We start from the raw sequence: 16,867 nt of genomic DNA on the forward strand, positions 1-16,867 counted from the left end.
GGACAAGACGATATTCGTGACCACGCACTACATGGACGAGGCGGAGCAGTGCGACCGCATCGCGCTGATGCGCACCGGGCGGATCGTGGCGCTCGATACGCCGGCGCAGCTCAAAAAAGCGGTGTTTCCGGGGCAGCTGTATGAGCTCGACCCGCGCGGTAAGGCCGATTATGCGCGTCTTCAGGAACTGCGCCGCGACCCCGGGTTCGAATACTTCGAGGCGTATGGATTGCGCTTCCATGCCGCGTTCCGCAACACGCCGGCGGCGGCGCAGCTGCAATCCCGGCTCGATCGGGACTTTCATGTCCGCGCGATCGTCCCGACGCTCGAGGACGTCTTCATCCGGATCGTGGAGGGCGCCAACCCATGAGTTTCCGCTGGAGCCGGGCCGCCGCGGTCGCGCGCAAGGAGGTGTATCACGTGTTGCGCGACCCGTTCACGCTCATGATGTCGCTCGGGCTGCCGGTATTCATGGTGTTTGTGTTTGGATTCGCGATCGAGTTCAACGTGAAGGATATCCATGTCGCGATGTTCGACGCCGACCAGACCCGTTCGTCGCGCCAGCTCGCCGATGCCTTCGGCAGTTCCGGTTATTTCATCGTCGATCACGTCGCGTCGCCAGACGCCGCGCAACGCGCGTTGACGGGCGACCACGATCGCGCGGCGCTCATCGTTCCGGGGGATTTCCAGAAAGACCTCTATGCCGGCCGCACGGCGCGCGCGCAGGTGCTGCTCGACGGGTCCGACAACTCGACCGTGGGCCCGATCCTCGGCTACGTCGGAGCGATTCAGACCATCGCTTCGCGCCGCATCGGCGAATTCGATCCGCCCGAGCCGGTCAAGATCAAAACGCGCTTCCTCTTCAATCCCGAGCTCAACAGCCGCTGGTTCGCGGTTCCGGGCCTCGCGGTGGCCGTGATGGCGATTCTTTCCGTGCTACTCACGGCGCTCACGGTGGCGCGCGAATGGGAGGACGGTTCCATGGAGCTGCTGCTGTCCACGCCGGTCGAGCCGCTCGAGATCATCGTGGGCAAGCTCGCGCCCTACGCGGTGCTCGGCATGGCGGCGGTCGCGTTCATTTACATCATGTCGCGCACCGTTTTCGGCGTGCCGTTCCAGGGGAGCCTGATCACGTTCGGTGCCGGTTGCGTGCTGTTTCTCGCCGCGTGTCTCGCGCAGGGATTGCTGATCTCGGTAATCACGCGCAATCAGCTGATTGCCATGCAACTCGCGATCATCACCGGACTGATCCCGGCGCAACTGCTTTCCGGCTTTATCTTCCCGATCGAGAGCATGCCGGCCTTTTTCCGGTATTTCACCATGATCCTGCCGGCGCGCTGGTTCATCGTCATCACGCGCGAGTCCTATCTCAAGGGCGCGACGCTGCTCGAGATGGGCACGGCATTCGCGGCGCTCGGCGTCCTGTGCGCGATCATGGTCGTGCTCGCGACCCGCAAGTTCAAGAAGGACCTCGAACCATGAGCCCCACGCTTGGCGGTTTTCTGCGCAAGGAATTCAAGCAGGCGCTGCGCGACCCGCGCATGCGGATGCTGCTGTTCGTCGCCCCGATCATCCAGCTCACGTTGTTCGGGATCGCGCTCTCGAACGACGTCAAGAACATCCGGCTGTGGGCGCAGCCGGACTCGCGTGACACGGTATTGCAGCACGTCTATGAGTGCGCCGTGGAGAGCAAGTGGTTCCTGCCGGGCGCCGGCGACCGCAACGCCGACCCTTTCGAGCTGCTGCGCGCCGGCAAGATCGACGCCGCGCTGATACCGCCCCCGGGCGGGCTCACGCGCTCGCTCGGGCGCAGCGACGCCGATCTGCAACTGCTGGTCAACGCCACGAACGTGATCCAGGCGCAATCCATAGAAGGCTACGTGAAGAACATTGTGAACCGCGTCATCCAGGACGATCTCAAGATCAAGCCGCCCGATCTGCCGGTCCAGTTCGACGTGCGGGTGCTGTATAACCCCACGCTCCAAACCTCGTACTTCATGGTGCCGGGCGTCATGTGCATCCTGCTGTGCATGACCTCGCTCATCCTGACCAGCATGTCGATTACGCGAGAAAAGGAATTGGGCACGTTCGAGATGCTGATTTCGGCGCCGGTCTCGGCGTCGGAAGTGATTTACGGCAAGACGATACCTTACGTGGTGCTCGGCATGGCCACCGTGCCGTTGATCCTGGCAGTGGCGGTATTCGGATTCGGCGTGCCGATGCGCGGTTCGCTGCTGGTCCTGCTGATCGCTTCGTTCGCGTTCGTTTGCACCGCGGTCGCCATCGGGACGTTGATCTCCACGTTCGCGCGTAACCAGCAGCAGTCCATGCTCGGGGGATTCCTGTTCCTGTTTCCGGCGATCCTGCTCTCGGGGCTCATGTTTCCGCTCGAGAACATGCCGCTGATCATGAAATGGGTTTCCTATGCCGATCCGTTGTCGCATTTCCTCGCGCTACTGCGCAACATACTGCTGAAAGGCGGCGAGCCCGGTTTCGTGGCGCTGCACGTGGCGGTACTGGTCGTCATGGCGGTGGTTTCGGTTCTCGTCAGTTTCAAGCGGTTTCATACGACGCTGCAATAACGAGACGTTGTTCCGCACATTGGCGAAGGGGTCGCCACCCGTCAACGGTTTTTAAGGACACGCTGCATTTCGCGGTCGGACTCGCGTTTCTTGAGGTCGGCGCGCTTGTCGTGCGCCTGTTTACCCTTGGCGAGGCCGATTTCCAGCTTGGCGCGGCCATGCTGCCAGTAGAGCTGTAGCGGGATGAGCGTGTAGCCCTTGCGCTCGGTGGCGCCGATCAGTTTGTTCAGTTCCTCGCGGTGCAGCAGCAGCTTACGGGTGCGCGTGGGATTCGCCTGGATATGCGTCGAGGTCGAGGTCAGCGGCGAAAAGTGCGTGCCTACGAGAAACGCCTCATTGTGCTCGATCACGACATAGCCTTCCTTGAGCTGCGCGCGTCCGGCGCGCAGGCACTTGACCTCCCAGCCCTGGAGCACGAGCCCGGCCTCGAACTTCTGCTCGATGAAATAGTCGTGCCAGGCCTTGCGGTTCTGGGCGATGACGGGACCGTGCGAGGTTTCTTTTTTCTTGCTCATGGGCGATCAAGCTGACATCGGAGCAGACATGGCGTGGAATCGATCGTTCGCCGTGGCCTATGCTTAATATACTTAATATATATTAAGGAATCGGCATCGGGAGGATACGTGTGAATCGGTTTGTCGGTGGACGCCCTGCGTTGAGTATGCCACATTCTCGCCCCGTGCGAGAGAAACCCAGCCCTGTTCCGTCGGGGAAGAGACGATGATTCCGACCCACAAACATCCGGCGCGTCGCGATCCCTTGCGCAGTGGCAGGAAAACCGTGCACGAACGCTGGTCCTCGCCGGGCATGTTCGTGCTGGCGGCCGGCGGCGCGGCGATTGGCTTCAACAATTTCTGGCAGTTCCCCCAGCTGGCCGCGCAGTACGGCGGCGGGGCATTCCTGATCGTTTATCTGCTGTGCCTGCTGATCATCGGCCTGCCGTTGCTCATGGCGGAGTACATGCTGGGACGCAGCGGGCGCGCGTCGCCGGTCGCGACCTTCCGGTTCCTGGCGCGGCGCGTGCACGGCACTCGCCTGTGGAGCGTGGTGGGCGCGATGGGCGTGCTCAGCGTGTTCCTGATTCTTTCCTATCTCAGCGTCATCGCCGGCTGGGTCATCGCCTACACCTTGCGCGCGGCGTCCGGCGTTTTTGTCGGCCTGACGGCGGATGGGATGAGCGCCCAGTTCGCGCAACTCGTGAAGGATCCCGAGAAGCAGCTTTTCTGGCACACCCTTTTCATGACCATGACCATGGTCACGGTCAGCCGCGGCGTGCGTCACGGTCTCGAGGCGTTCGCGCGTTACGTCATGCCGCTGCTGCTGATTTTGCTGCTGGTTCTGACGGTTTACGCAGCGAACACGGATGCCTTGGCCCATGCCGCCAGCATGCTGTTCCTGCCGGACTTTACCCGGCTGTCGGGCGCGGGCGTGCTCGCGGCCATGAGCCAGGCTTTTTTCAGCCTCGGACTGGGCGCCGGCGCGATGCTGATGTACGGTGCCTATCTCAATGTCGAGGCCAGGATTCCGCGGCTGTCGCTCTATGTTGTCGGCATGGACACATTCACCGCCCTGGCCGTCAGCCTCGTGGTGTTTTCGGTGTTGTCCGCCGCCGGCGTGGAGCTGTCCTCCGGACCGCGTCTCGTGTTCCAGTCGCTGCCGCTGGCGTTCGACCATCTCCCCTTTGGCCGCGTGTTCGTCACGCTGTTTCTCGTGCTCTTGGTGCTTGCCGCGTGGATCTCGGCGATCTCGCTCGCGGAGCCGGTCATGGTGTGGCTGAGCGAGCGCTTCGGCATGAGCCTGCGAAATTCCGCGCTCTTGTGCGGTGTTGGAGCTTGGGCACTCGGGGTGGTGACGATTCTCTCGTTCAACAACTGGGCGTTTTCGTTCAAGTTTCTCGGGATCGTCAAGAAAATGGGATTTTTCGATGTCATGCAGATCGTAACCGCGCAGGTGTTGCTGCCTGTCTCGGGCATTCTGATCGCATTGTTCGCCGGTTGGGTGCTCAAGCCGGAGATGACGCGCGAAGCGCTGCACCTGCGGCCGTCCTGGCTTTATCCCGCGTGGTTGTGGCTGATGCGTCTGGTGATTCCGGCGCTGTTGCTGATCGTGCTGTTCAATCTTCCCGATCTGTTTGCATGACCACGATTCACCGCTCGGCGCTCGTTCCGTACAGCGCGCACCAGATGTTCGAGCTGGTGGCGGACATTCCTTCCTACCCGAAATTTCTGCCGTGGTGCGGCGGCGCGCGTATCGTCTCGACCGAGGGCGATGAAGTGATCGCGGCCATCGACATCGCCTACAGCGGCGTGCACCGGACCTTCTCCACGCGCAATTTGCTGCAACGCGACAAGATGATGGAGATACAGCTGCTCGAAGGACCGTTCAGCTACTTGCAGGGCTTCTGGCAGTTCAAGGCGCTGGACGAGCAATCCAGCAAGATTTCCCTCGATCTGGAATTCGATGTCGCGAACCGGATCGTGGGCCTGGCGCTGACGCCGGTATTCTCGAATATCGCGAACCAGCTGGTGGATCGCTTCCACCGGCGCGCGACGGAGCTGTACGGCAAGCCGGCATGAGCGCGGTACAAACCTGGCGCGTGGAAGTCGCCTACGCCACGCCTGCCCGCCAGGAAGTGATCGAAGTGTCTGTGCGTCCCGGCGCGACGGTGGAGCAGGTCATCCGCGCGTCGGGCATGCTCGCGCGATTTCCGGAGATCGACCTGACACATCAACGTGTGGGCATATTCGGCGAGACCGCGCGCCTGCAGGATGCGGTGCACAACGGCGATCGCGTGGAGATTTACCGGCCGTTGGTGGCAGACCCGAAGGAAGCGCGGCGAGTACGAGCCGTACGCCGCGGAAAAAAATTATAACGTGCGCAGGTGGGTGGCGTCGGATTTCGCCGGTGCGTCGCTGGGCGCTGGTTTGGCGGCGGATTCCTTGGTCGTCGGATCGCCGGACTTGATGTGTGTATCGCCCTGCACCGCAACCAGCGTGTCGTTCTTGAATACCACGGTCACGCGCTGGCTTTCACCGGAAGTCTCATTGGTGCGCCGCAGATAATAGTAATAATCCCAACGGTCCTGGTGAAAGGGGTCGGTCACGAGCGGTGTCCCCATCACGAAGCGCACCTGGCTGGGGGTCATGCCGGGCTTCAGTTTGTCGATCATTTCCTGGGTGACGACATTGCCCTGCTGGACCTCAACCTTGTAGACCGTAAGACATCCGGAGAGCAGTAGGGCGAGAATCGCCGCAAAAAGCATATGACGCATGGTTTTGGAACTCATCCGTGGGGTGATTTACACTGGTGCGATGATAACCCAGAAAGCTTTTCCGGGTATACTCTCCGCGCAGTCCCTGAAGGGAAGACGTCTATGATGACCTCCACGCGAAATCCCAATGTCGGTGGTGCCGAGCTCAAGAAGGCCGGGCTTAAGGCGACATTGCCACGCCTCAAGATTCTCAAAATACTCGAGGCCACCGAGCATCCGCACATGACCGCGGAGGAGGTTTACAAGGAACTCCTGAACATGGGTGAAGAAGTCGGGCTGGCGACGGTCTACCGCGTGCTCACCCAGTTCGAGGCCGCGGGCCTGGTGATCCGGCATAACTTCGAGGGCGGGCGCTCCGTTTTCGAGATCAACCAGGGCAGCCATCACGATCACATGGTGTGTCTCGAGTGCGGCAAGGTCTTCGAGTTTTACGATACCGCGATTGAAGAGCGCCAGCACAAGATCGCCGAGAAGGCCGGTTTTCATATCGACGATCACTCGCTGTATCTCTACGGCGTGTGCGAAGGCATGAAGCAGCACGGCAAGTGCTCCAAGAAATAAAGGGACCCCCTCCGACTCCCCCTACCCATGAACCTGCGGCCGAAGGCCGCACGAACTCTCCTTCTCCCGCTTGCGGGAGAAGGTGGCCCACAGGGCCGGAAGAGGGAAGAGACCGCTCGGTTCAAGGGTGCAATTCGCGGCAGCCGTTCGCGGCCGTGCGGTCTCTCCCGCGGAAGCGGGAGAGGGGAGAGGGGAGAGGGTTCGTGGCCCGCCGTCGTTTTTCTCAGCTCCGTTTCACCTTGCCACCCATGACCCAGACGAACACGATCCCGCAGGCCGCCAGGGCCCAAACCACCACCGCGCCCGAGGGCAGATCGAGCACCGCCGACAACGCAAGCCCGACGGCATAGCCCAGCACGCCGACGGAGTAGCCGATGACAAGTCGCCGGCGCGCGACATGAAAACGGCTCGCCAGCGCCGGGATGATCAGACTGGCGAACACGAGATACACGCCGACCAGTTGCACCGCCGCCGTCACCGCAAATGCGAACATCCCGTAGAAGCCGAAGCGGCCCAACCGTGTCCCCGTGCCGAACCAGAGGACGAGGATGACGACAGTGAGCAACGCGACGGGCAGTAACTGGCGGTAGCTCACCCATAAAATCTGACCGACGAGCAGATCCTTGAGATGTTCGCCGCCGTGCGGGTTGTTCGCCAGCAGTAGAATGCCGGCGCAGGCGGCGAGCACGAACAGCACGCCGATCAAGGCTTCCTGCACCTCGGGCCAGCGCTTCTCGGTGAGCGTCAGGATCAGCGCGCCCACCAGCGCCGCGCCGACGGCCGCGATCTGCACCGCGTAGCCCTGCGGCTCCCAACCCAGCGCGTCGGCGGCGATGACGCCGAGCCCCGCGATTTGCGCGATCGCGAGGTCGATGAACACGATGCCACGGGCCAGCACCTGCTGGCCCATCGGCACGTGCGTTGCGAGCACCAGCAGGCCCGCGCAAAACGCGGGCCCGAGAATGCTGAGGTCGAGCGCGTCGAAACTCATTTCACCGCCTGCAATAGTCGTTGTACGGTGTCGTCATATAAGCCGAAAAGATCTTTGTCCTTGTCCGAACCCCCCACCGTGAACGGCAGCATGACCGCCGGAATCTTGGCGCGCTCGGCGAGCCATTCCGAAGCGCGCGCATCCTCGTAGGCCGAGCGGATGACCATGCGCGCCGGTTCGCGTTTGAGCTGCGCCAATACTTCTTCGAGGTGCGCCGCCGTCGGTTCGACACCGGGCTTGGGCTCGAGCTCGGCGATCTCCCGCATCCCGAGCCAACGATAGAGATAGACCCAGCTTTTGTGGTGTGCGACCACGACGATGCCCTTGAGTGGTGCCGCCTCATTCTGCCACCGTTGGATCGCACTGTCCCAGCGCTTCGCGAAGTCCTGATAGCGCGTTTGGTAGTAAGAGGCGTTCGCCGGATCGACCTCGCCCATGCGCTGGGCCAGCGCGGTCGCCACGCGGCCGATATTGCGCGGATCGGTCTGTATGTGCGGATTGCCTCCCGGATGAATGTCGCCCGCGGCGCGGTCGAGGATTGTCGGGACTTCCAGCTTCTGAACGTAGTTGGCGGCTTCGAAGTATCCGGGCTTGTCCGGTTGGACGGCGCTATTACCCGATTGACGCAACACCACCGGCAGCCACCCGATTTCAAGCTCGGAACCGGTGCATACGACCAGATTCGCGCGCCGCGCCCGCGCCAGCAGGCTCGGTTTGGCTTGAATCTGGTGGGGGTCCTGCAACGCGTTGGTGGCCACATAGATTGACACGCGATCGCCACCGATCTCTTGCACCAGCGCGCCCCATTCGGGTTCGCAGGCGAAGACATCGAGCGCTGAGGCGTGCTGGGCGAAGGCAAGCGTTGCGACGGTGAGCAACGCACTAAGAAGGTTTTTCATGTTGAATGCTCCTTGAAATCAGAATTGATGGGCGCCGTGGGCGCCGAGGCTCATCTGGTACTGCACGAACCATTGATTGTCGGTGACGTCCTGGCGTGACTTGTCCTGGGCGAATTGCAAGCGGATGCGGCTGAATTCGCTCGGGCTGTAGTCCACCATCACGCTGTTCTTGGACGGATTGAAGTTGGATTGCGGCAGATTGGCGTTGTTGGACGAGTAATCGACCGTACCGTGATCGAGTTGCTCGGTGCGCAGACCTGCGCGCCAGTACGGCATGAACTGGTAAACGCTCTGCAGATACCAGCCGGATTGTTTGGAATCGTACGACGACGTGTTTGTGGCGCCGAGCGCTCCGTCCGAATCGTAGGTAAGATCGCCATTATTGTGCCGGCGCAGGTACTCCGCTTGCAGCTTGAAGTTGGTATAGACCGGATTGCCGTTCGGCGCGTACTTCCACACGAAGTCGGCGATCCACAGGCGGGTGTCGCCGTTGAAGCTGTTGGTTACAGCATTGCCGGCAATATTGATGTCGGAGAACTCCTGGTTCTGCGGCGAGGTTTCCAATACCGAAAGACCCGCACGCCAGCTGTGACTCGCACCCACATCGCCGCCGACGTGCGCGAATACCGTGCCGGCGCCGGAACCGTTCTTGTCGCGATCGCTGCCGGGATACGGGCGGCCACGGCCGAGTTCCGCACCGAGCTCGAGGAAGGTGTCGGTCGGCGCGAGCCATTTAACCTGCACCGCGTCGTCGCCGAATTGAGTACCGAGGAAAGCCTGGTAGGCGAGCGGCGCGTCCGTGAAATCCCAGACGTGCGCGTGCTGCGCGTTGAGATAACCGATGCCCGAGAAGAACCGTCCGGCTTTGACGGTAACGCCGTCGGATAGCGCGATCGTCTGGATGAACGCCTCTTCCACCGATGCGGTATCGTCGGGGTGCATGGAGTAATTCAGCCCCCCGTAGAAATACGGATCGATGTTGGCATAGATGCCGAGTTCGCTTTCGGCGAGGCTGAATCCGCGTTGGCCCGGGCCGATCTCCACGCTGGACGGCACCGGAAAACCGGTGATGCGGTAGTTCGCCGGGTCCTGCGAAAGATTCGTGTAAAGGCCGGAAAGAATCAGCGAGATAGCTGGATTAAAGCTGCCCGCGGACGCGGCGGGGGCGGTCGCCGCCGGGGGCGCGGACTCCAGTTGCTTGACGCGTTCCTCGAGCGAACGCAGTCTTTGTTGCTCGTTCGGCTGTTTGGCGGCCGAATCCGGTTGTGCCGATGTGCTGTCAGGCGATGCCGCGAAGACGGCGGTTGGCGTGACGACGGCCAACACCGCGGCGGTGATCAAGTTTCTGCAAGTCATAATCATTCTCCGAAATCAACGAAATGAATTGACGCCTTGCCGGAGCAAGACGTGCGTCATGGGCACGGGGTCCGGACGCGGTTGTTTTAACGGCTAGATTTCGGAGTCGACGGGAGGAGCGCGCACCGCGTAGGCGGTGATTTCGTGCCGGCGCGGCGCGGGAACAGCGGGAAGCGAAAGATATGTTTCAGGTGTGAATACGATGAAAATGTGGGGAACGGTAACCGGCGTTTTGCCCAGGTGATTGACGAAGACGCACTGGGCGCACGGTGCATCCGGCTTCTGAAGCTGATGGTCCAGCTCGTGCGCCAGCGCGCCTGCTTCGACCACCAACAGCAGCAGCGAAAGGAGATAGCCAGCGAGTTTTGATCTGGATCTCACGGCGGTGCGTTGCGGGTGCAACATTCCTTTGTTTATTGTAGTGAGCGCAAAACCCTAATGCATGTCGTGCTGATATGCAAGACCCTGGTGGGTAATCGCAGTGCGATTCAAGTAATGCCGCCGTTTTGTCAGGGCGATAATGGGATTCCGTCAGTGACCCGTCAATCGAATCGCCGCATAGATCAACGCGGCGCCAAGAAGAGTCATGATGGTAGATAACTTTGTTGGATGGGCGTGGTAGCTTTCCGGCAACAGGTCGCTCGCGCCAATGTAGAGAAAGAAACCGCAGAAAAGCGCCAAGATCAGTCCAAGGGCGACTTCCGGCAGAACGAAGAAGACCGTCGATGACAGTCCCGCTACCGGCGCGGCGGCATCGAGCAGCAGCCAGCGTAGTGCCTCATCCGGTTTGCCCGAATTCTTAAGAACGAGATTTACCGTATTGATGCCGTCGGAGAAATCATGCACGAGCACCGCGACGGTGACGATGGCGCCCACCGACGTGGAAACCTGGAAAGCGAGACCGATCGCTACGCCATCGAGGAAGCTGTGAATGGACAAACTGCCCGCCCCTAATCTTCCGCGTCGCCGGCGGAGCCCCATGCCTTCGTCACCCCCCGTATGAAGCACGACAGTCCGATCGAGAATCATGTACAACATGAATCCGAGAGCCGCCACGGACGTGATAACCGAAATGTCGTGCTCCTTTCCTGCCAGTTCGATGGCTTCGGGCAGAAGATCGAAAAATGCCACGGCAATGACCGCACCGGCGCTGAAGCCCAATATCAGATGAAGTTTGTCCGCGATGCGCAACGCAAACCATCCACCCAGCAGCGTGGACAAAAAAGCAGCGATACCGACAAGAATTATTGTCATCACTGGATGATCGTATTGGTGGCGGGCGTCTCAGTGAGCCACGCTATGCCGAAGAGGTTATGAACGGGAGGCAGTTATCTCAGTTCCAGCAGCACCGCGGTTTCATCGCAGTTGTTGAACTTGTAACACTTGACGCAGATGCCCCAGACTTTCTCCGGCAGCGTATCCTTGGCCACGGTCTTGAAGCCGAGTTTGTGGAAAAACGGGGCCACGTAGGTGAGTGCCATCAGGCGCTTGAGCTCGATGGTGCGTGCTTCTTCAGCAACGCGCTCGACCAACAGACGTCCTAAACCTTTCCCTTTGAATTCATCAGCCACCACGAGGCTTCTGACTTCGCCCAGGCTCTCGGTAAATATCTCGAGCGCCGCGCAGGCCGCGACATGTCCGTTGATCTCGATCACAAAGAAATCGCGCAGGTGACGGTAGAGCTCGTTCATGGTTCTTGGCAGCAAATTGCCTTGCGCCGCGTAGATTTCGAGAAGGTGGTGAATTTCGGGCACATCGTGGATCGCCGCCGGCCGGATGATCGGCGTGACGCTCGCGACGGCGCGAGTCAGGTCAGGCTGAGGCACGGGTGAGCATGTCCTTGGCATGGGCGAGGGTCTGTTTACTGATTTCCACGCCGCCAATCATACGCGCGATTTCCAGGGTGCGCTCATGCTCGTCGAGCGGCGCCGCCTCCGCCAGCGTGGTCTTGCCTTCGGCGCGCTTGCGCACTTGCACGTGCTGCGCCCCCTGGGCCGCGACCTGGGCCAGGTGCGTGATGCACAACACCTGGCGCGCCTGGCCGAGCGCGCGCAGTTTCCGTCCCACCACTTCCGCCACCCGGCCGCCGATGCCGACGTCTACTTCGTCGAAGATCATTGTCGGGATGCGCCCGGTGCCGGCGAGAACCACCTGCAATGCGAGACTGATGCGCGATAGTTCGCCGCCCGAGGCGACCTTGGCCAGCGGCCGCGCCGGCTGGCCCGGGTTGGCGCTGACCTGGAACTCGACGCGCTCCAGGCCCTGGGCGCTGGCTTCGCCTTCCGGCAATGGAGTCAGGACCAGTTCGAATTTCCCCCCCGGCATGCCGAGCTCCTGCATTTCGTCGCTCACCGCGCGCGTGAGTTTTTTCGCCGCCACTTCGCGGCGGCGCGAGACGTCCTTGGCCGTCTTGAAATAGGCCGCGCGCGCCGTCGCCAGATTTTCCTCGAGCTTGCCGAGATTGACGTCGTAATTCTCGATGTCGTCCAGTTCCGCGCGCAGTCGCGCGTGCACCGCGGGCAACTCCTCCGGCTTCAGTTTGTGCTTGCGCGCGAGATCGTGAACGGTGGACAGGCGGCGCTCGACGGTTTGCAGGCGCGCCGGATCGAGTTCCAGGCTGTCGAGATAATGGTTGAGACGTCCGCCGGCCTCGTCGATCTGGATGGCGGCTTCGTTGAGCAGCGCGACGATCTCGCCCAGTTGGGGATCGTATTGCGCGAGCGTTTCCAGCCGGTTGAGCGCGCGCGCCAGTTGCCGCGATACCGCCAGCTCCTCGTCTTCCTGCACCGCCTGGGTCACGGCCTGTACGCCTTCGATGAGTTCGGCGCCGTTGGCCAGCCGTGCATGCTCCTCCTCGAGCGCGGGAATCTCGTCGGCGGCCAGCCCCAGCGCATCCAGTTCGCGCACCTGGAAGCGCAGCAACTCGGTGCGTGCCTCGCGGTCCGCGGTCTGCTGCTTCAGCGATTCGAGGCGCTCGTGCAACGATTGCATTTCGCGATGATGACCGGCGAGGGTGACAACGGAATCTTCCAGCCCGGCGAAATCGTCGAGGATCTGCCGTTGCGCGTCGCGCCGCAGCAGCGACTGATGTTCGTGCTGGCCGTGCACGTCGACGAGGTATTCGCCGAGCTCGCGCAGCATCTGGATGGGCATCGGCCGGCCGTTGATGAAACCGCGCGAAGGTTTGTCGGTTTCGATCACGCGCCGCAGCAGGCATTCCCGATCCTCGAAGAGGTCGTGTTCCTTGAGCCATTTGGCGGCGTCGTGCGACGGCTTCAGCGCGAAGCCGGCGGAAATTTCGGCGCGTGCGCAACCGTGGCGGATCACGTCGCTGTCGGCGCGGTCGCCGAGCACCAGCGCCAGGGCGTCGATGAGAATGGACTTGCCCGCGCCGGTTTCGCCGGTGAGCACCGTGAAGCCCGGTTCGAAGCTCAGTTCCAGCTCGCGGACGATGGCGAAATCGCGGATGTGCAGGATCGTCAGCATCAGATCTTCCGGCTCCAATGCAGCTTGATGCGCATCACCTCGAAATGACTGCGACCCGAGGGATGCAGGAGTTCGACCTCGATTTCCGAACGCCGCACGTACACGCGGTCGTTGTCCTCGAGCGTGAAGGTGGACTGGCCGTCGAAGGTGGCGTGTGCGTGCTGCTCGGTAATTCGGGCAACCAGTATCTCCACGATGCTGTCGCTGGAAAACACGATCGGACGGTTGGAGAGCGTGTGCGGGCAGATCGGCACCACGGCGATGGCTTCGAGCGCGGGATGCAGGATCGGCCCGCCCGCGGAGAGCGCGTAGGCGGTGGAACCCGTCGGACTGGCGACAATGATACCGTCGCCGCGGATGCTGTGGACGAACTCGCCGTCGAGGTAAGTCTCGAATTCGATCATGCGCGCCAGCTCGCCCTTGCTGACAATCACGTCGTTGAACGCGATGGCGGTATGCACGATCCGGCCCTTGCGCATGATCTCGGCATGCAGCAGCAGGCGACTCTCGGTCTGAAAGTCGCCGTCCAAAATCTTGCCGATCTCCATGGTCATATGTTCGGCCTGGATGTCGGCGAGAAAACCGAGCCGGCCGAGGTTGACGCCGATGATGGGGACGCGATAGCGCGCGAGGTCGCGCGCCACGTTGAGCAAGGTGCCATCGCCGCCGACGACGACGGCCAGTTCGATCTCTCCGCCGATCGCATCGCGCGGCCGTGCCGGGGACTTGGCCCCGGCGATATGTTCCGCCGTGGCCTGGTCGAACAGTATCTTGAGCTTCCGGCCGAGCAGAAACTCCTCCAGCCGGAGGATATGTTCGGCCACGGTCTGGTCCTGGTATTTGCCGAACAGGCCGACGGTTTTGATTTTTTTGTCCATGCGCGTTTTTCCGGAGACGAAGCCTTAAGCTAGCACGCACAGCCATGGCGGCCAATCATGTGTGGCGGATATCCGTTTCTTCCTTTGAAAAAAGCCCATGTCGCCCGCGGTTCGAGCGGAGTCCGGACGGTTTCCCCATGCCTGCGTGTCCGCCGTCGTCGGGACCGCCGTGACCCTGACTGAGGCACGAAGCGCGAGCTTAGGCGCGCACCGGGCTTGGCACTCTACCGGGGGGAGTGCTAAAGTCGCTACCATATATAGAGCAATTGACATGTCCCTGGACGCCCGCGCGGAAATACTGCTGAAAACCCTGATCGAGCGATATATCGCCGAGGGCCAGCCCGTGGGTTCGCGCACGCTGGCGCGCCAGGCGGGATTGGAGCTGTCGCCAGCCACGGTGCGCAACGTGATGGCTGACCTCGAGGATTTGGGGCTGGTGCGCTCGCCGCATACCTCGGCCGGACGCGTCCCCACGGAGCGGGGCTATCGCGTGTTCGTGGATACCCTGCTCAAGGTAAAGCCCCTGAATGCCGGCGAGCTGTATAAACTCGAGCATGAACTTTTCGCCAATCACGATCCCCATCATCTGATCGAAAGCGCCTCGCATATCCTGTCCGAGATCTGCAATCTCGCCGGCGTCGTGACGGCGCCGCGGCGCGAAGAGCAACTGGCCTTCCGCCACATCGATTTTATGAGCCTCACGGGCCAGCGCATCCTGGTGATCCTCGTGACCCAGGACGGCCAGGTGCACAACCGCATCATCCAGGCGGAGCGCGAGTATTCGCCGGCCGAACTGGTGCAGGCGGCCAACTACTTCAACGAAACCTACTCCGGCGTGTCGATGAACGACGTGAAACGCGCGCTGCTGAACGAAATTCAACAGGCGAGCGACGATATGCAGCGCATTATGCAGGTCGCGGTGCAAATGGCGCGCGCCGCCCTGAGCACCGAGGAAGAACCCGAGGAACTGGTGGTCAGCGGCGAATCCAAGCTCATGGATTTCCCGGAGCTCGGCGACGCGCGCAAACTGCGCAAACTGTTCGACGCCTTCACCGCCAAGAGCGATCTGCTGCATCTGCTGGACCAGAGCATGCGCGCCGGCGGCGTGAAGATTTTTATCGGCTCGGAATCGGGTTACGACGTGCTCGCCGACTGCAGCGTGGTCACGGCACCCTACAGCGCGGATGGCCGTATCGTGGGGACCCTCGCGGTGATCGGTCCCACCCGCATGGCCTACGAGCAGGTGATTGCCATGGTCGACATTACCGCGCGGCTCCTGAGCGGCGCGCTGAGTAGCGGCGAGCGCGCCAATCGGCTTGAATCCACGAACCGTTAGCCCCATTCACCATGAGTGTATTCAGCGTGGAGGTAATGTAATGAGTCAGTATAAGGAAGCTCCGACCGATCCTGCCGCGGGATCTCCCGCCGCGCCGGCCGAGTCGGGCGCCCCGCATGATCTCGAGCCGGTCCCGGAGATTGATCAACTGCGCGCCGAGCTGGAACAGGCGCGCACCGAGGCTGGAGAAAACCTGGACCGGTTTCTGCGCGCCAAGGCCGAAGCGGAAAACACCCGTCGCCGCGCCGAGGCGGACGTCACGGCCGCGCACAAGTATGGCGTGGATCGTTTCGCCGCCGAAATCATTTCCGTCCGTGACAGCCTGGACCTGGCCCGGATGGTGGAACTGCCGAAGGACACCAGCCCCGCGGTGCAAAAGATGCATGAAGGACTGGACCTGACCCTGAAACTCATGGACAGTGTTTTCCAGAAATTCGGCGTGACGCGGCTGGATCCGAAGGGGCAGAAGTTCGATCCCGAGCGACATCAGGCCATCAGCATGGTGGAGTCCGTGGAGGTGCCGCCGGGACATGTGGTCAGCGTGGTGCAGAAGGGCTATCTCCTGAACGACCGGTTGCTGCGCCCGGCCATGGTGGTGGTGGCCCGGGCTGCCCAGGCCGCGGCCAAACCGGCCGGCTAGGCTTGAAAAGCCCCGAATCAACCCCATTTCGAACATCATTAATACTCCGAATACTGGAACTTTGAGGCAATAACACATGGCGAAAATCATCGGTATAGACCTGGGCACGACCAACTCCTGTGTCGCGATCATGGAAGGCGACAAGGTGCGCGTGATCGAAAACAGCGAAGGCGATCGCACCACGCCGTCGGTCGTGGCCTACACGGACGACGCCGAGGTGCTGGTGGGCCAGGTGGCCAAGCGCCAGGCGATCACCAACCCCGCGAATACGCTCTACGCCATCAAGCGCCTGATCGGACGCAAGTACGAAGACGAGGTGGTGCAGCGCGACATCAAGATGGTCCCGTACAAGATCGTGAAGGCGAAGAACGGCGACGCCTGGGTGCAGATCAAAGACAAGGCCATGGCGTCGCAGGAAATTTCCGCGCGCGTGCTGCAGAAGATGAAAAAGACCGCCGAGGATTATCTGGGCGAGGAAGTGACGGAAGCGGTCATTACGGTTCCGGCCTACTTCAACGACTCCCAGCGCCAGGCGACCAAGGACGCCGGACGCATCGCCGGCCTCGAAGTCAAACGTATTATCAATGAGCCGACCGCGGCGGCGCTCGCCTACGGCATGGACAAGAAGCCGGGCGATTCCAAGCTCGCGGTCTACGATCTGGGCGGCGGCACGTTCGACATCTCCATCATCGAGATCGCCGAAGTCGACAAGGAGCACCAGTTCGAGGTGTTGTCCACCAACGGCGACACCTTCCTCGGTGGCGAGGACTTCGACAAGCGCATCATCGATTACCTCGCGGACGAATTCAAAAAGGACGCGGGCGTGGACCTGCACAGGGACCCGCTGGCGCTGCAACGCCTGAAGGA

Annotated in this window: 19 protein-coding genes and 1 pseudogene; 10 read left to right on the top strand and 10 right to left on the bottom strand. The window is 61.7% G+C overall.

The window, feature by feature from the left end; all coding sequences use genetic code 11:
- The 3 genes and pseudogenes from ACC569_RS10315 to ACC569_RS10325 form a co-directional block, all read left to right on the top strand.
- Nucleotides 1-370 (top strand): annotated as a pseudogene (locus ACC569_RS10315) (ABC transporter ATP-binding protein); the annotation flags it as partial.
- Entirely contained in the window at nucleotides 367-1,482 is a 1,116-nt protein-coding gene (locus ACC569_RS10320) for an ABC transporter permease (RefSeq protein ID WP_372523439.1), read from the top strand. The pseudogene ACC569_RS10315 and the gene ACC569_RS10320, both read left to right, overlap by 4 nt.
- Nucleotides 1,479-2,582 carry an ABC transporter permease gene (locus ACC569_RS10325; protein ID WP_372523440.1) on the top strand — a complete coding sequence of 368 codons (1,104 nt, stop codon included), beginning with the start codon at nucleotides 1,479-1,481 and terminating at the stop codon, nucleotides 2,580-2,582. Before ACC569_RS10320 ends, ACC569_RS10325 begins: the two co-directional genes overlap by 4 nt.
- Before the next feature lie 41 nt (nucleotides 2,583-2,623).
- On the opposite strand, the gene smpB is transcribed toward ACC569_RS10325, so the two are convergent.
- The gene (gene smpB / locus ACC569_RS10330) at nucleotides 2,624-3,097 is read right to left on the bottom strand and encodes an SsrA-binding protein SmpB (protein ID WP_372523442.1); all 474 of its coding nucleotides are present in this window, start codon (nucleotides 3,095-3,097) and stop codon (nucleotides 2,624-2,626) included.
- A 205-nt stretch (nucleotides 3,098-3,302) separates the two neighbouring features.
- Here smpB and ACC569_RS10335 point away from each other — a divergent pair, with 205 nt between their 5' ends.
- The 3 genes from ACC569_RS10335 to ACC569_RS10345 are packed head-to-tail and all read left to right on the top strand — an operon-like array spanning nucleotide 3,303 to nucleotide 5,454.
- Entirely contained in the window at nucleotides 3,303-4,721 is a 1,419-nt protein-coding gene (locus tag ACC569_RS10335) for a sodium-dependent transporter (protein ID WP_372523443.1), read from the top strand.
- Nucleotides 4,718-5,158, top strand: a complete 441-nt coding sequence (locus ACC569_RS10340; protein ID WP_372523444.1) for a type II toxin-antitoxin system RatA family toxin — start codon at nucleotides 4,718-4,720, stop codon at nucleotides 5,156-5,158. Before ACC569_RS10335 ends, ACC569_RS10340 begins: the two co-directional genes overlap by 4 nt.
- Nucleotides 5,155-5,454, top strand: coding sequence for an RnfH family protein (locus ACC569_RS10345; RefSeq protein WP_372523445.1), 300 nt, complete (start codon nucleotides 5,155-5,157; stop codon nucleotides 5,452-5,454). Before ACC569_RS10340 ends, ACC569_RS10345 begins: the two co-directional genes overlap by 4 nt.
- Here ACC569_RS10345 and ACC569_RS10350 read toward each other — a convergent pair.
- Complete coding sequence (locus tag ACC569_RS10350) at nucleotides 5,449-5,853, bottom strand: outer membrane protein assembly factor BamE (RefSeq protein WP_372523446.1); 405 nt, start codon at nucleotides 5,851-5,853, stop codon at nucleotides 5,449-5,451. The two genes, ACC569_RS10345 and ACC569_RS10350, sit on opposite strands and share 6 nt — an antisense overlap.
- Before the next feature lie 102 nt (nucleotides 5,854-5,955).
- On the opposite strand from ACC569_RS10350, the gene fur reads away from it, so the two are divergent.
- On the top strand, nucleotides 5,956-6,414 hold the full coding sequence (fur, locus tag ACC569_RS10355; protein WP_372523447.1) for a ferric iron uptake transcriptional regulator: 459 nt from the start codon (nucleotides 5,956-5,958) through the stop codon (nucleotides 6,412-6,414).
- A 223-nt stretch (nucleotides 6,415-6,637) separates the two neighbouring features.
- Here fur and ACC569_RS10360 read toward each other — a convergent pair whose 3' ends face one another.
- The 8 genes from ACC569_RS10360 to ACC569_RS10395 all read right to left on the bottom strand — a co-directional run bounded on the left by ACC569_RS10360 (nucleotide 6,638) and on the right by ACC569_RS10395 (nucleotide 14,024).
- Complete coding sequence (locus tag ACC569_RS10360; protein ID WP_372523448.1) at nucleotides 6,638-7,405, bottom strand: metal ABC transporter permease; 768 nt, start codon at nucleotides 7,403-7,405, stop codon at nucleotides 6,638-6,640.
- Entirely contained in the window at nucleotides 7,402-8,304 is a 903-nt protein-coding gene (locus ACC569_RS10365) for a metal ABC transporter substrate-binding protein (RefSeq protein ID WP_372523449.1), read from the bottom strand. The genes ACC569_RS10360 and ACC569_RS10365 overlap by 4 nt, the downstream gene beginning before the upstream one ends.
- A gap of 18 nt (nucleotides 8,305-8,322) precedes the next feature.
- On the bottom strand, nucleotides 8,323-9,660 hold the full coding sequence (locus ACC569_RS10370; RefSeq protein WP_372523450.1) for a hypothetical protein: 1,338 nt from the start codon (nucleotides 9,658-9,660) through the stop codon (nucleotides 8,323-8,325).
- A 93-nt stretch (nucleotides 9,661-9,753) separates the two neighbouring features.
- On the bottom strand, nucleotides 9,754-10,065 hold the full coding sequence (locus ACC569_RS10375) for a hypothetical protein (RefSeq protein ID WP_372523451.1): 312 nt from the start codon (nucleotides 10,063-10,065) through the stop codon (nucleotides 9,754-9,756).
- 126 nt (nucleotides 10,066-10,191) lie between these two features.
- A complete protein-coding gene (locus ACC569_RS10380) occupies nucleotides 10,192-10,914 on the bottom strand; it encodes a ZIP family metal transporter (RefSeq protein WP_372523452.1) in 723 nt (240 codons plus the stop codon).
- 74 nt (nucleotides 10,915-10,988) lie between these two features.
- The gene (locus ACC569_RS10385) at nucleotides 10,989-11,486 is read right to left on the bottom strand and encodes an N-acetyltransferase (protein WP_372523453.1); all 498 of its coding nucleotides are present in this window, start codon (nucleotides 11,484-11,486) and stop codon (nucleotides 10,989-10,991) included.
- Nucleotides 11,473-13,146 (bottom strand): DNA repair protein RecN, encoded by a 1,674-nt coding sequence (gene recN, locus ACC569_RS10390; RefSeq protein WP_372523454.1) that lies wholly within the window; start codon nucleotides 13,144-13,146, stop codon nucleotides 11,473-11,475. Before recN ends, ACC569_RS10385 begins: the two co-directional genes overlap by 14 nt.
- Nucleotides 13,146-14,024: an NAD(+) kinase gene (locus tag ACC569_RS10395; RefSeq protein ID WP_372523455.1), complete on the bottom strand. Its 879-nt coding sequence runs from the start codon at nucleotides 14,022-14,024 to the stop codon at nucleotides 13,146-13,148. The genes recN and ACC569_RS10395 overlap by 1 nt, the downstream gene beginning before the upstream one ends.
- Before the next feature lie 271 nt (nucleotides 14,025-14,295).
- On the opposite strand from ACC569_RS10395, the gene hrcA reads away from it, so the two are divergent.
- The 3 genes from hrcA to ACC569_RS10410 all read left to right on the top strand — a co-directional run.
- Complete coding sequence (gene hrcA, locus ACC569_RS10400; RefSeq protein WP_372523456.1) at nucleotides 14,296-15,360, top strand: heat-inducible transcriptional repressor HrcA; 1,065 nt, start codon at nucleotides 14,296-14,298, stop codon at nucleotides 15,358-15,360.
- 40 nt (nucleotides 15,361-15,400) lie between these two features.
- Nucleotides 15,401-16,000 (top strand): nucleotide exchange factor GrpE, encoded by a 600-nt coding sequence (gene grpE / locus ACC569_RS10405; protein ID WP_372523457.1) that lies wholly within the window; start codon nucleotides 15,401-15,403, stop codon nucleotides 15,998-16,000.
- Nucleotides 16,001-16,076: 76 nt separating this feature from the next.
- Nucleotides 16,077-16,867, top strand: a 791-nt coding sequence (locus tag ACC569_RS10410; RefSeq protein WP_372523458.1) for an Hsp70 family protein, incomplete at its 3' end; no start/stop codon positions are given.

It is taken from the genome of Sulfuricaulis sp., assembly GCF_041499725.1.
Classification (GTDB): Bacteria; Pseudomonadota; Gammaproteobacteria; order Acidiferrobacterales; family Sulfurifustaceae; genus Sulfuricaulis.

Bases quoted from the DNA above. Each gene is read 5' to 3' on its own strand.
- ACC569_RS10320 (WP_372523439.1), top strand. From the start codon at position 367: ATGAGTTTCCGCTGGAGCCGGGCCGCCGCGGTCGCGCGCAAGGAGGTG.
- ACC569_RS10325 (WP_372523440.1), top strand. From the start codon at position 1,479: ATGAGCCCCACGCTTGGCGGTTTTCTGCGCAAGGAATTCAAGCAGGCG.
- smpB (WP_372523442.1), bottom strand. From the start codon at position 3,097: ATGAGCAAGAAAAAAGAAACCTCGCACGGTCCCGTCATCGCCCAGAAC.
- ACC569_RS10335 (WP_372523443.1), top strand. From the start codon at position 3,303: ATGATTCCGACCCACAAACATCCGGCGCGTCGCGATCCCTTGCGCAGT.
- ACC569_RS10340 (WP_372523444.1), top strand. From the start codon at position 4,718: ATGACCACGATTCACCGCTCGGCGCTCGTTCCGTACAGCGCGCACCAG.
- ACC569_RS10345 (WP_372523445.1), top strand. From the start codon at position 5,155: ATGAGCGCGGTACAAACCTGGCGCGTGGAAGTCGCCTACGCCACGCCT.
- ACC569_RS10350 (WP_372523446.1), bottom strand. From the start codon at position 5,853: ATGCGTCATATGCTTTTTGCGGCGATTCTCGCCCTACTGCTCTCCGGA.
- fur (WP_372523447.1), top strand. From the start codon at position 5,956: ATGATGACCTCCACGCGAAATCCCAATGTCGGTGGTGCCGAGCTCAAG.
- ACC569_RS10360 (WP_372523448.1), bottom strand. From the start codon at position 7,405: ATGAGTTTCGACGCGCTCGACCTCAGCATTCTCGGGCCCGCGTTTTGC.
- ACC569_RS10365 (WP_372523449.1), bottom strand. From the start codon at position 8,304: ATGAAAAACCTTCTTAGTGCGTTGCTCACCGTCGCAACGCTTGCCTTC.
- ACC569_RS10370 (WP_372523450.1), bottom strand. From the start codon at position 9,660: ATGACTTGCAGAAACTTGATCACCGCCGCGGTGTTGGCCGTCGTCACG.
- ACC569_RS10375 (WP_372523451.1), bottom strand. From the start codon at position 10,065: ATGTTGCACCCGCAACGCACCGCCGTGAGATCCAGATCAAAACTCGCT.
- ACC569_RS10380 (WP_372523452.1), bottom strand. From the start codon at position 10,914: ATGACAATAATTCTTGTCGGTATCGCTGCTTTTTTGTCCACGCTGCTG.
- recN (WP_372523454.1), bottom strand. From the start codon at position 13,146: ATGCTGACGATCCTGCACATCCGCGATTTCGCCATCGTCCGCGAGCTG.
- ACC569_RS10395 (WP_372523455.1), bottom strand. From the start codon at position 14,024: ATGGACAAAAAAATCAAAACCGTCGGCCTGTTCGGCAAATACCAGGAC.
- hrcA (WP_372523456.1), top strand. From the start codon at position 14,296: ATGTCCCTGGACGCCCGCGCGGAAATACTGCTGAAAACCCTGATCGAG.
- grpE (WP_372523457.1), top strand. From the start codon at position 15,401: ATGAGTCAGTATAAGGAAGCTCCGACCGATCCTGCCGCGGGATCTCCC.